The 13142-nt window shown below is 49.5% G+C and carries 12 protein-coding genes; 3 read left to right on the top strand and 9 right to left on the bottom strand.

Annotation, left to right across the window (positions count from 1 at the left end; all coding sequences use genetic code 11):
- Positions 1-316: 316 nt before the first annotated feature.
- Both dacB and HMPREF2711_RS06530 read right to left on the bottom strand, forming a co-directional pair.
- Positions 317-1729 (bottom strand): D-alanyl-D-alanine carboxypeptidase/D-alanyl-D-alanine endopeptidase, encoded by a 1413-nt coding sequence (dacB, locus tag HMPREF2711_RS06525; RefSeq protein WP_003748946.1) that lies wholly within the window; start codon positions 1727-1729, stop codon positions 317-319.
- A 70-nt stretch (positions 1730-1799) separates the two neighbouring features.
- Positions 1800-3227: an MFS transporter gene (locus tag HMPREF2711_RS06530; protein ID WP_003748948.1), complete on the bottom strand. Its 1428-nt coding sequence runs from the start codon at positions 3225-3227 to the stop codon at positions 1800-1802.
- A 136-nt stretch (positions 3228-3363) separates the two neighbouring features.
- Between HMPREF2711_RS06530 and HMPREF2711_RS06535 the strand changes: the two genes are divergently transcribed.
- The 3 genes from HMPREF2711_RS06535 to HMPREF2711_RS06545 all read left to right on the top strand — a co-directional run bounded on the left by HMPREF2711_RS06535 (position 3364) and on the right by HMPREF2711_RS06545 (position 6096).
- Positions 3364-3930, top strand: a complete 567-nt coding sequence (locus HMPREF2711_RS06535; protein WP_070615854.1) for an NADPH-dependent FMN reductase — start codon at positions 3364-3366, stop codon at positions 3928-3930.
- 145 nt (positions 3931-4075) lie between these two features.
- Positions 4076-4753 carry a response regulator gene (locus HMPREF2711_RS06540; RefSeq protein WP_003748951.1) on the top strand — a complete coding sequence of 226 codons (678 nt, stop codon included), beginning with the start codon at positions 4076-4078 and terminating at the stop codon, positions 4751-4753.
- Between the two features lie 29 nt (positions 4754-4782).
- Positions 4783-6096 (top strand): sensor histidine kinase, encoded by a 1314-nt coding sequence (locus tag HMPREF2711_RS06545; RefSeq protein WP_070615856.1) that lies wholly within the window; start codon positions 4783-4785, stop codon positions 6094-6096.
- A 126-nt stretch (positions 6097-6222) separates the two neighbouring features.
- On the opposite strand, the gene aroB is transcribed toward HMPREF2711_RS06545, so the two are convergent.
- The 7 genes from aroB to pilM form a co-directional block, all read right to left on the bottom strand.
- Positions 6223-7302: a 3-dehydroquinate synthase gene (aroB, locus tag HMPREF2711_RS06550; RefSeq protein ID WP_070615858.1), complete on the bottom strand. Its 1080-nt coding sequence runs from the start codon at positions 7300-7302 to the stop codon at positions 6223-6225.
- Positions 7303-7323: 21 nt separating this feature from the next.
- Positions 7324-7836, bottom strand: coding sequence for a shikimate kinase (locus HMPREF2711_RS11290; RefSeq protein WP_036494019.1), 513 nt, complete (start codon positions 7834-7836; stop codon positions 7324-7326).
- Between the two features lie 132 nt (positions 7837-7968).
- Positions 7969-10101 (bottom strand): type IV pilus secretin PilQ, encoded by a 2133-nt coding sequence (locus tag HMPREF2711_RS06560; RefSeq protein ID WP_003748961.1) that lies wholly within the window; start codon positions 10099-10101, stop codon positions 7969-7971.
- A 20-nt stretch (positions 10102-10121) separates the two neighbouring features.
- On the bottom strand, positions 10122-10664 hold the full coding sequence (locus tag HMPREF2711_RS06565) for a pilus assembly protein PilP (RefSeq protein ID WP_003748964.1): 543 nt from the start codon (positions 10662-10664) through the stop codon (positions 10122-10124).
- Positions 10665-10679: 15 nt separating this feature from the next.
- Positions 10680-11351, bottom strand: coding sequence for a type IV pilus inner membrane component PilO (gene pilO, locus HMPREF2711_RS06570; RefSeq protein WP_003748967.1), 672 nt, complete (start codon positions 11349-11351; stop codon positions 10680-10682).
- The gene (locus HMPREF2711_RS06575; RefSeq protein ID WP_036492821.1) at positions 11351-11974 is read right to left on the bottom strand and encodes a PilN domain-containing protein; all 624 of its coding nucleotides are present in this window, start codon (positions 11972-11974) and stop codon (positions 11351-11353) included. Before HMPREF2711_RS06575 ends, pilO begins: the two co-directional genes overlap by 1 nt.
- A gap of 4 nt (positions 11975-11978) precedes the next feature.
- Positions 11979-13070 carry a type IV pilus assembly protein PilM gene (gene pilM, locus HMPREF2711_RS06580; protein WP_003748971.1) on the bottom strand — a complete coding sequence of 364 codons (1092 nt, stop codon included), beginning with the start codon at positions 13068-13070 and terminating at the stop codon, positions 11979-11981.
- Between the last annotated feature and the right edge of the window lie 72 nt (positions 13071-13142).

The raw sequence follows: 13142 nt of genomic DNA on the forward strand, positions 1-13142 counted from the left end.
GTCGCGGGTTCGAGCCCCGTCCGCCGCGCCATCAAGTTAAAAATAAAAAATACTGGTTTTTACCGGTATTTTTTTCGTCTGTACCCTATGCCTTTTCGTAAAGAGCCTGATTATTTAGACAAGAGAAGCCGGAAATAAACTTAAAACATACGTCTTCAATACCAAAGATAAAACCATCCATCTCAAGCTGATTCACACCAAACGCTTATTCATCCAATCCCTGAATCATCCTTCAAAATAGACATAAATACTTGCCCCTCTTACACAAAGGCCGTCTGAAACGTCAATACATTTTCAGACGGCCTTTTTTAGCTTATCAAGCCTGATACCTCATCACGCAGGAAACTTTAGCATCAATCCAATGATCCCCGCCCGGCTGAACGATTTTAGACACCAGCTTATCCAAGTCGCGTAGATAATCGGTTGATTTCTGGCTATTGATAATGACGACAACCAACAACGGTTTTTCGCCCAACCAATACCCAGCCAGTGCGCGGACATCTTTGAGCGTACCGGTTTTGAGGCGCAGGTTTTCACCGGGCTGTTTCAAGCGTGTTTTAAGCGTACCGTCTTTACCGGCAATCGGCAGCGTACTGATAAACTCGTTTTTAAACGGGCTGAAGTAGGCTTTTTCCAACATTTGCGCCATCATTCGCGCATTGAGCCGTTCTACACGGGACAGGCCTGAGCCGTTTTCCAACACCAGCCCTTCCGTATTGATGCCGGCAACCGCCAACTCGCTTTTTACGATAGAGGCAGCCTTGGCCTGCGCCTGCTTGTAATCAGATATATGTCCGGCAAATTTAAGGAAAACCGAACGGGCAATCAGATTATTGGAATGCTTGTTCATATCGGTGAGGATATCGGCAAGCGGTTTGGATAGATGGCTCGCCAACACATGCGCGTCATGAGGCGCGACACCTGTCGTCAGGCCGTCTGAAACCGTACCGTCTTGTTGGCGCCATTGGTTGACAAAACTTTTGCCAACAAATTCTTTCATGCTGTACATATTCAGATACAGCTCTTTACCCAAACAACTTTCCGGCAGCTTGCCCGATACGGTCAGCGTATTGTTTTTATAGGAAGTCTTCATGTGGTTTTTTAAAACGCTGCACTTCCCTTCCTTATCTTCAAGCGTCAATTTGTTTTGAATGTTCAGATTCGGCAGCGGCGGATTGGTACGGATGACCAAGCGTCCGTCTTCTTCTTTTTCAGCGCTAAGTTCAACGGTTTTATACGCCAACATATTGGGGTCGGGCGGCGTCATAAAGCTTTCGGCAGAATCGGAAGCAAAATCATCCGGATTCTTCACATCGCCCCAGAGGCTGCGGTCGAGTATCAGATGTCCGTCAATATGGCGTATGCCCTTATCGCGCATCTGTTGCTGCATTTGCACCAAATCATGCTGGTCAAACACAGGATCACCGCTCCCTACCCAATAAACATTGCCTTTCAGCGTATCGCCTTTGATTGCGCCGTTGGTTTTAAACTCGGTTTTCCAACGATAATCGCCGCCCAACATACGAAACGCGGTAAACGCCGTTACCAGCTTCATGGTTGAAGCAGGATTGCGCAACTCATCGGCACGGTGTTCCACAATCACTTTGCCGCTGTCCAGTTCCTGCACATAAACGGAAATCTCATTTTCAGGAATACGGCCGAAATCCAAAGCCCATGACGGACACGCCGCCACCATCAGGCTGATTAATAAAATATTTTTTAACTTCATTGTGTTACGAAAAATTGATACATCTGTACGAGGTACTGAGGCCGTCTGAACATTTCAGACGGCCTGTTATTTATTTCTGATGCGCTTTCAAACGCAAAGCAAACATAACGACAACGACACCGACAACCAAAGCGCAACCCATCGCCAAATGGATACCGTCCAGCATTGCCTGTTGCGGCATATCTGCACTGGAAAGTTTCTCGCCGATATTGGTTGCACCGACGAAAAACGCCGCGCCGATGGCACCGGCAATCGGATTGATGGTGGTCAGAATCGCCGCGCCGTGCGGATTGAGCGTTTTCGGTAATGAATTCAGACCATGGGTTTCACCAGTTACGCAAGCAGACACGGATACCGCCAACAGCGTAAACATTGCCGTCAGCATCATCACTTGCGTGTCAATCCGTAAAAACAGCCACAATACCGCCAACGACACCACCAGCATCACGGTTGCCGGCAAGACGACAAAGCGTCCGCCCTTTTTGTCCAACAATTTGCCGAACAAAGGCGCGGCAACCGCTTGGGCAATGCTGGCGGGCATCAGAATCAGGCCGGTTGCCGTACCGGTCAGCATCAGCACTTGCTGCGTGTACATCGGCACCATCAGTTCCAATCCCAAAAACAGGAATACCGCGCCGGCCAAAATCACAACGCAATATCCGAACTGCTTGTATCCAAATGCGCGAAGGTTCAGCAAAGGCGTCGCCAAACGGAACTGACGGTGCGCAAACCAACCCACCAGTACAACGGAAGCGGCAAAGAGCAGGATGAATTCCACCAGCGACAGGTGGGCGAAATTACTGCTCGCATACACCAGCCCGCCGAAACCAGCGATCGACAAAACGGCCGACAACACATCAATCTTCGGACGGCTGATGTTGCTCAAATTGACCGTCAAATATTTGCCCACCAATACCATCGCCGCCAGCATAAACGGCGCGGTAAAGCCGAACAGCACGCGCCAATGCGTGTGGTCGATGATAATGCCCGACAGCGTCGGCCCCATCGCGGGCGCGGCGGTGAACATCATGGTAATCACGCCCATCGCTGTTCCGCGCTTATTGGGCGGATAAATCGATAAAATGCCGTTAAACAGGAGCGGGACGAAAAACGCGGCAGACACCGCCTGCACCATCCGCCCCACAACCAGAATTCCGAAAGTCGGCGCAAACGCGCAAATCAGCGAACCGGCCAAAAACGTTGCCTGCGTAAACAGCACCATTTTGCGCGTTTCAAACCATTGAATCACGCCTGCCGTAATCGGCGTAAACGCGCCCATCACCAGCAAAAAGCCCGTCGTCAGCCATTGAACCGTGGTCTTATCGACTCCGAAATCCTTCATAATCGGCGTAAGCGCGACATTCAGCAGGGTATCGTTGAGATAGCCGAAAAATGCGCCGATAAACAGCGTCGCTACAATGGTTTTAGCAGGAAAATCAGGATTGTCGGCGTGGTATTCGTGCGCCGTATCATTTTCTTGAAAATCAGAAGCGTGCATAATAATTTGAAATATCAGCGAAACTGTTATTTTAGCATAAACCGTTTTGACAGGCCGTCTGAAACCTTGACCGCTTCCCTAGACAACACTAAAATCTAGAATAGTTTTCATTTTTATTATCAAACAGGAGAAAAACATGTCAAAAAAAGTCAGCATCTTGGTCGGCAGCCTGCGTAAAGGTTCGTTCGCACGAAAAATCGCACAAAACATCATTTCCATGTTCCCCGAAGGCTACGAAGCACAAATCGTCGAAATCGGCCATTTGCCTTTGTATAACTTCGACTACGACGATCCTGCCGTTACCGACTTCCCCACTCCGCCCAGCTATACCGAATTCCGCGAAACCATCAAAGCCTCTGCCGGCGTATTGTTCGTGACTTCCGAAAACAACCGTACTGTCCCTGCCTGCCTGAAAAACGCCATCGACATTGGCTCCAAACCCAATGCCGATGTTGCCTGGAAAAAAACACCGGCCGGCATCATCAGCCATTCTGTCGGTAAAATGGGCGGTTATAGCGCGCAAAAAAATCTGCGCCTTGCCCTCTCATATTTCGATATGCCGCTGACCGGCCAGCCGGAAGTGTTCCTCGGCAACTCACCCACCCTGTTTGACGACAACGGCCGACTCATCGAATCCGCGCGTGAATTTGTCCAAGGCTATATCGACCAACTGGTTGCCTTGATTGAGAAAAACCCTAAATAATCGGGATTGAAGCATACAGGCCGTCTGAAAACCGAATTTCAGACGGCCTCATCGTTTGCAAAAAATCAGTTTTTCAACCCTTCCTAAATTTTTACTAATTGAGTGCGGTTATAATCACTGTCCGCCCATCCTTTGGAGAACTTCCATGCGCGTATTATTGGTTGAAGACGATGCCATGATTGCCCAAGCCGTCAGTGCCAATCTGAAAGACGCCGGCTACGCTGTTGATTGGGTCAGCCGCGGTTCGGAAGTGGCCGCGGCAGTGGCGGCACAAGCATACGATTTGCTGCTCTTGGATTTGGGTTTGCCCGGCAAAGACGGTTTGGACGTATTGGCGCAAATCCGTAACGGCGGCTGTACCGTTCCCGTCTTAATCGTAACCGCGCGCGATGATTTGCACAGCCGGCTCAACGGCCTAGACGGCGGCGCAGACGACTACATCGTCAAACCCTTCGACATGGCGGAACTGCAAGCCCGTATGCGTGCCGTATTGCGCCGACACGGCGGACAGGCGCAAACGCTGCTGACCAACGGCATCATCACGCTCAACCCTTCCACCCATCAGGCGGAAGTAGTCGGGCAGGAACAGGCCGTCATGCTCAGCAACAAAGAATTTGCCGTCCTCCAAGCCCTGCTGCTGCGTCCGGGCATGATTCTGTCGCGCAGCGATTTGGAAGACAAAATTTACGGCTGGGGCGAAGAAGTCGAAAGCAACGCCGTTGACTTCCTGATTCACGCCTTACGCAAAAAACTCGGCAAAGAAGCGATTCAAAACGTCCGCGGGGTCGGCTGGCTGGTTGCACAAAACAATCAGGCCGTCTGAAAAATCACAACAATATCAATACACAAACCATGCAACGCCTTATCCACACCATCAAACAATCCCTGCAAGTCCGAATCAGCCTTGCCCTGATCTGCATGCTCCTGCCCCTCTCCATTCTTGCAGGCATATTTTCATATTACGATACTTATCACGAGACCCAAGAGGTTCAAGACGACCTGTTGCGCCAAGTCGCTAATTATCTCGACCCGAGCGATGCCGATGACGAGAAACACTCGCTCGACAACGACAACAAGATTTCCGTTCAATTTCCCAATACGCCCAACCCCATTATCAGCCTGCCTGAGAAGATTTCAGACGGCCTGCACACCATTCAGGCCGATGACGACGACGATTACTACCGCGTTTACACCCGCACCACCAAACAAGGCCGCATTGCCGTCATGCAGGAAAGCGACTACCGCGAAGAGCTGGCCGAAATGGCCGCCGTGCAGAGCATCCTTCCCATGCTCCTCGCCCTGCCCCTGATTATCCTGCTCACCGTCTGGATTACCCACCACACCATGCGTTCCGTCAAAACCCTGTCCAACGATTTAGAGCAGCGCCAAATCAACGACCTCTCGCCAATGGACACGCAAGACATTCCCAGCGAAATCCAAGGCTTTGTCGTCGCCATCAACAACCTGTTGCAACGTACCGATGAAAACGTCCGCCAACAGCAACGCTTTATCGCCGATGCCGCACACGAATTGCGCAGCCCCATGACCGCCCTTTCCCTTCAGGCAGAGCGGCTCAACAATATGCAGCTGTCCGCCGAAGCGCGCGAGCAGTCCGCCCTGTTGCAACAAAGCATACAGCGCAACCGCCACCTGCTCGAGCAACTCCTCTCCCTCGCACGCGCCCAAGCGCCCGAAATCCAACGCCCCAAAACCCTGATCAGCCTGCAAAACCAGTTTCGCCGCGTATTGCAAGAACTCATGCCGCTGGCGCTGGCCAAAGGTCAAGACATCGGCGTTGCCGTTGAAAACGACTGCCAAATCCACGCCGACGACACCGAAATCTACACCCTCATCAAAACCTTGACCGACAACGCCATCCGCTATACTCCCAAAGGCGGCCGCATTGATTTGGGCTTTGACGAAACCGCCGAATACCTCAACATCTGGGTGGAAGACGACGGTCCCGGCATTCCCCCAAGCGAACGCCAACGCGTTATCGACCCTTTCTACCGTATTCTCGGCACCGAACAACAAGGCACCGGCTTGGGGCTGTCCATCGCAGACACCATCGTCAAACGCCATCAAGGCCGTCTGAAACTGGCCGACAGCCGACGCTTTGACAGCGGCTTGTTGATTATTGCCGAGTTGGATAAAAAGACGCTTTAAATAATTGACCCGCCCAAATTGGTTTATCTAGCTTTAAGCCGATGAATCAAAACGCTTTAAAACCAAAGGCCGTCTGAAAATGACTTTCAGACGGCCTTTGGTTTTAAAGCAAACCTACTTCATTCCTCACAAATATGGCTGCAAGGTTTGGCGGAGGATTTCCATATCGGTAATTTCAGTGATATTGGCTTTGCCCAAGTATTCCAAGCCGACAAAACGCATGATGCCGCTGCTGACTTTTTTATCGTGGCTCATGTGTTCAATCCATTTTTCAAAGGAGAAAACGGGCGGCGCAGACGGGAGGGAGGCGGCTTTCATTAAAGCGGCAATGCGTTCGGTGTCGGCTTGTCGGGGTTTGCCCAAGATTTGCGACAAACGGGAAGCAAGGACGCAACCGGCGGCAACGGCTTCGCCATGCAGCCATACGCCGTAGCCCATTTCGGCTTCGATGGCATGGCCGAAAGTATGGCCGAGATTAAGCCATGCGCGGATGCCCTGCTCGGTTTCGTCTTGGGCAACAATATCGGCCTTCATTTTGCAGCAATGGTAAACGGCTTCCGCCATTTTTTCTTGATGTTGCGCCATCAGGTCGGCCATATTTTCTTCCAACCAGGCAAAAAATTCGGCATCGCCCAATGCGCCGTATTTGATGACTTCGGCCATGCCTGCGGAAAGTTCGCGCTGCGGCAGCGTTTGCAGGGCGGTCAAATCGGCCAGAACGGCTTGCGGCTGGTAGAACGCGCCAATCATGTTTTTACCGAGCGGATGGTTGATGGCGGTTTTACCGCCGACCGAGGAATCAACCTGGCTGAGCAATGTGGTCGGTACTTGGATAAAAGGTGCGCCACGCTGATAAGTTGCTGCGGCAAAGCCGACCATATCGCCTATCACGCCGCCGCCCAAAGCGATTAAAGTGGTTTTGCGTTCGGCACGGTTTTGCATCAGGCCATCGTAAATCAGGTTAAGCGTCTGCCAGTTTTTATATTCTTCGCCGTCGGGAAGGATGATGCTGAAATGCGGCACGCCCAGTCTGTCTAAGGCCGTCTGAAGCTGTTTGAGGTAAAGCGGCGCAACGGTTTCGTTGGTAATGATGGCCGCTTTTTTGCCTAAATAGGGCTGAAGCAGCGTATCGGCCTGCTCGATCAGTTTATGCCCGATAAAGATGGGGTATTGATGGGACGGGGTTTGGACAGTCAGGGTGCGCATGGTGTTCCTTTGTAAAGCGTGTTATTCGCTCAATATTTCAATCAGCCGTTTGAGCGTTTTGTGGCAGCTGTCGGATTCGATGACGAAATGGGCGGTTTGACGGTACAGCGTATCGCGCTGGTCATACAGCTCTTGCAGTTTGGCCAAAGGGTTGGCAACTTGCAACAGCGGCCGGTTGCTGTCGTAACGGGTACGCTCCAGCAAGGTTTCAGGGCTGGCATGCAGATAAACAACCGTGCCGTTTTGGCGCAGAATCTGTCTGTTTTCACTGCGTAACACGGAGCCGCCACCGGTCGATAAAACGATGTTGCGCCGGGAAGCAAGCTTTTTCAGCATATTGGTTTCGCGGTTGCGGAAGCCTTCCTCCCCTTCCATCTCAAAAATGGTCGGAATGGATACGCCCGATGAAGTGCAGATTTCGTAGTCGCTGTCGTAAAACGGGCATTCAAACATTTGGGCAAGCTGCTTGCCCAAAGTGGTTTTGCCCGCGCCCATCAGCCCGATTAAAATTAAATTGCCGTTGATTTTTTCCATGAGGGTCATTTTATACGATATGGTGGTTTCGTGGAAAAGTTCGTCGTTTTTCAGACGGCCTTTTCATCTCAGGCCGTCTGAAAACCAAAACAGGCATACCTTTACAGATATGCCTGTTTGTCATTTTAAAAATCAGTAACGCAGATTGTTACCCACATTATCCATAATGCGCGGCGTGATGAAGATCAACAGCTCGCGGCGGTTTTCACGTTTACCGCGTGATTTGAACAAATTGCCGACAACAGGAATATCACCCAAAATAGGTACTTTGTTCACCGCATTGGTGCTTTCTTCCTCGTAAATACCACCGACAATCAGCGTACCTCCATCTTCAACCATGGCTTGGGTATTCAAGTGTTTGGTGTTGATACACTTGGTTGTCAGAGAATCTACGGTACAGTCAATCGGGGTATCACGATTAATCTTCACAGTCATGATGATTTGACCGTCAGGCGTAATGTTCGGCGTTACGGTCAAGCCCAAAACGGCTTTCTTGAAGGTAATCGAAGTCGCACCGCTGGAAGAAGCCTCTTGGTAAGGAATTTCCGTACCGGATTCAATTTTGGCTTCTTTGCGGTCTTGTGTCAGCACGCGCGGATTGGAAATGGTTTTGCTCTTACCTTGCTCTTCAGACGCGCTGATTTCCAAACCCAATGCGCCAGACGAGAACGCACGCACCAGCGCAATGCTGTTGACTGCGGCTGCGGTCGGCAGGCTGACGTTTGGATCCAAGGACCAAGTAGGATAGCCGACATCACCACGGTTAAACGAAGCATTGGTGTTATGGTTGGCTTGCGCATTGCTCCAGTTGCTACCCCATGCCGTACGGCCGCTCGCACCACCGGAACCGAATTTAACGCCCAAGTTGCGGAAGAAGGTATCTTCTGCCTCCACAATACGCGCTTCCACCATTACTTGACGGGTTGGAACATCCAATTCATCAATCAGTTTGCGGAATTTCTCAATCACGCCGCGGTTGTCGGTTACGATCAGCGTATTGGTGGCCGGATCGATTAAGGCGCTGCCTCGGTTGCTCAACAGAGTGTTGCGGGTATTGGAATTATTGCTGTCGTATTCTTCCAAACGCAAAATTTTGCGGAATTCTTCCACGTTTTTGTATTTCAACTGGAAGGTTTGAGAATACAGCGGACCCAATTCGGCAATCTCTTTTTCCGCCTGCAAGAAGGCTTTGTCTTTTGCCAACAATTCATCGCGAGGTGCGATATTGATGATGTTGCCTTGACGGCGCATATCCAAATTGCGCGCCTGCATGACCAAGTCCAAAGCCTGATCCCAAGGTACCTCTTTCAGGGACAGGGTCATGGTGCCTTTGACGGTATCGCTGGCAACAATATTCACGCCGGATTCTTTTGCCAAAATCTGCAAAATGGTACGGACTTCTACATCTTGGAAGTCCAAGGAAATTTTACGGCCTTTGAACGATTTGTTTGCATTTTGGTTCAAACCGCCGGATTCGGTATTGGCGGCTTTAGGCGATACTTCAAATACAAAGCGTCCGGAAGAAGCTTTGGTATTGATGTCCCAATTTGCATTATTGTTGCGGATAATGAGCTGGGTAGAATTGCCGATACGTTTGAGCGTAACGTTTTGTACAGGCGTATTGAAGTCAGCCACATCCAAACTGCGTTGCGCTTGTGTCGGCAGCGTATGGTTTTTCAAGGTTACAACGACGCGGTCACGCTGCTGTTTAATGTCCGGCTGTCCGCTGAAACCAGGGGCGGACAATTCAATAATGCCGGAATTGCGTGCGCCTTTGCGAAAATCAATATTGGCTGCTGAAACGGCTTGATAAGTCTGAGCAGCACGCGCGGTAGACGGCGTAGCCGCACGTTCATTTGCAACGGCCGCATTGGTTTGGTCAGTAGATTCGTTTACAAATACCCAAACTTCGTTGTCGCGAATTTCGGTATTGTATTGGCTGATTTTGTTCAAACCCAAAACCACGCGTGCGCGGTCATTGTTTTGCGCCGCAGTAATTTGATGCAGCAATGGGTCGGCATATTCCAAAACAGGCTGAGGCAAACGGATATTGGTATTGGCAAAATCCAATGCAATACGCGCCGGAGTAGATGTTACAAAACCATGAGGTGTGGTGACGTCTTTGTCGAAACGGATTTTGATGATTTTTTGGTTGTCAGGCAAAGTGGAAACGTTGATATCGGTAATATTGCCTGCAAAGGCCGTCTGAACAGCGAGGGCAACGCTGAAGCCGGCAAATAATTTTGTCATGTGCTTGGTTTTCATAATCGAGTGAGACCCCTAAATTAATTTGTATTCGAACTATCTGAGCTATCGGAAGAATCCGCGTCTTTGTTGCTCAACGGCAATTCGGCCTTCCGGTACACCCAGTTGCCGTAGCTGTCTTCAACTTGCTCGGTCAGGATAATTTTATCTTCAGTAATACTTTGGATTCTGCCGTAATTCTGACCGATGTAGTTTCCGGGATAAACGGTATAAACATGGTCGTTGACTTTGATAAATCCGGAAACTTTGCCGCCGCTTTGCAGCGTTCCGACAAAAGCCATATTTTCCAAACTGAAGGCTTCCAAGGTTTCTTTCGGACGGTTTACATCCGGCGCATTGCCGCCTTTAGGGGCAGTGTCCAAACGGCGTGAATCAAACGCATTCATGCCTTTAAAGTTCGGCGGGCTATACGGCTTAGGCAATGTAACCGTCGGCTCTTCAAACGGAATAATCTTGGATTTTGCTTCCTGACGGGTTTGCGTCATCCATTGAGTCAAATCTTCATAGCTTTGCGTACAGGCTGCCAAGGGAAGAAGACTTAAGAGTAAGATGATTTTTTTCATGATTTCCCTATTCTTTTATTTTTGCTCATTCTCGGCAGGTTTGCCTTCTTCTTGTGCCTGTTGCGCAGCCAATTCGGCAGCAATCTCTTCGGCCGGACGTGCTTTGTAAGTCGTTGCAATCGCGCTCAATGTCAACTCGCCTTTATTACCTTTGCCTTCTTTGTCCTCGCCTGCGTTCACGAGTTTTAAAGAATCTAAAGTAATAATGCGCGACAAATCGCCTACATCACGGGTAAATTGGCTGATCTGTGAGTATTTGCCTGTGATGGAAATCTGATACGGCAATTTTTGGATCGGACCATCGTTTTCAGGTTGGAGCGGTGCAACGCTGTCCAAACGCAGTCCGTTGGTTGAACCTGCCTGATGCAGCTCTTGAATCAGGTTCGGAATTTCCGCGTCGGTCGGAAGTTGTTTCAACAAAACGTCAAATGCAGAACGGATCGAAGCCAATTCAGCCTTCAGATTGTTCAAGCTTGCCGCCTGAATGCTTTTACGCGTAAAGGTTTCCTTCAGCTCATCTTCTTTGGCTTCCTGCGTATTCAAGGTTTCAATCTGATCTTTAAATACGCCGACATAGCCCAAAGCCAACATACCGACAATCAATAAACCTGCCAGCAAAAGTTTTGAAGGCATATTGAGCAGGTACAGGTTTTGTACGTCCAATTGTTTCAGGTTTTTAGATGCCATTATTGAGCCTCCGGAGCAGGTTCGGCCACAGGTTCGGCCATTTCACCGCTGCTTTGGGCAGTCGGTGCAGGAGCCGGCGTATTCACTTGGTTGATTGAAGATTTCAAAGTAAATTCTTGGTAGTTATCTACTTTTTTAATGCTCAACAATTCAGGCTGCAAGAAAATACCTGTACTTGGCAGGGAGCGCATCATAACAGCGATTTTATTGTCGCTGATGGCATGGCCGCTGATTTTATAGCTGGTCGGGCTTTCGGCTTCCAACGCGGTCAAATAAGTATTATCGGGCGTAAGCGTATTCAAAGAATCAAGGATATAGGCCGCTTGATAGCGTTTTTCCTGCAATTCTTCCACTTTCAGCTTTTTAGCCAAGAAGGCTTCTTTTTCTTGCTGAAGTTTATCGATTTCGCCCAATTCCCTATCGAGTCTGTCGATTTCGGTTTGCAGGAAGTTGTTGCGCCCTTCTTGATTACTGATGGCGTTGTCAATACCGAGATAGGTTGCGGCCGCCAAGCCCAAACCCACTGCAAAGGCGCCAAGCATCAATACTTTGAATTGCTGCTGCTTGCGCTGTTTAATCTCCTCCCGATACGGGAGAAGGTTGATTCTGGTTAATTCAATCATGTTCTCAAAGTCCCCTTAATGCCAATCCGAACGCCAAGGTCAGTGACGGCGCATCAATTTGAAGCTGCGGCAATTCTACTTTTGCACTGCGTTCCACATATGAAATCGGATGCAGATATTCTGTCGCCGTATTGGTTTGCGAGAAAATGCTTTCCGCCAAACCTGCCTGCTGCGCGGTAAAGCCGGTCAGCAGGATGTGTTTGATATTGGAGAAGGAATCAGTGGCTTGCGTGGTATAGTAAAATTGCAAAACACGCTGAACTTCTTGTGCAACCTGTACGTTAAAACGGTCGGCAATCTGAGATTGGTAGTCAGAAGGCTTGTTTTGAGAAGCCATCATTTGCGCGGCTTTTTCTTCCGTTACCTGATAAGTCCGCTGAATCAGCTGATTGAGCTGCTCAGTGCTGACCGGCGTTTCTTGTTTGTAAAGAATACGGCCGTTTTGCAGGATCAGGGCATACATTTGCGTCGCATGAATGCCGAACACAGCAACTTTTTCATCTGCCATCTCGGGGGCATGCGTATTCATCCAATAAACGAAGGCATTGCGTTGCGCCAGCAAGTCCAAATCCAAAGCAGACAAAGGCAGGCCCGCATTCTCAAACATTTCAATGCGCGGCTCGACATCGTCTTTTTTGGCGGCAACCGCTAAAACATGCTGACCCGAACCGACTTCTTCGGCTTGAAAGTCGTAGTTCATTTCTTCAATCGGCGCAAATTGGCCGACTTCCGCCTCGACAAACTCTTCCAAGTCCAAATCGGTATCACGCGGGTTGTAAATAATTTGTTCGACTGTCGCCAAATTTTGTGGCACGGCCGCAACAATATTTTTGCAAGAACTGCGTAATTGTGCGTAAGTATGCTGGATGTAGGTAGCAAGCTGATCGTAGTCTTGAATTTTGTTGCCTTTGACAATATTTTTAGGCAATTTGGTAATAACGTATTTTTCCAGCTGAATTTGGTTTAAACTACGGCCTGTCAGTTGTACCATCTTAATGGCATGTTGGCTGATGTCGACGCCGATGGCAGAGCGGTTGTTCAATCCGCTAGAAGCCTTGCCTGTTTTGGTATCTTTCGTGCTTTTAAATAAGCGCATGATTTGACTTCCCTGTATCATTTAGGAGTGAGTAACTGTTTCGTTATCCATAAAGGACTTCTTATTCTTTGC

This window comes from Neisseria sp. HMSC070A01 (assembly GCF_001810165.1).
In the GTDB taxonomy this organism is placed as follows: domain Bacteria; phylum Pseudomonadota; class Gammaproteobacteria; order Burkholderiales; family Neisseriaceae; genus Neisseria.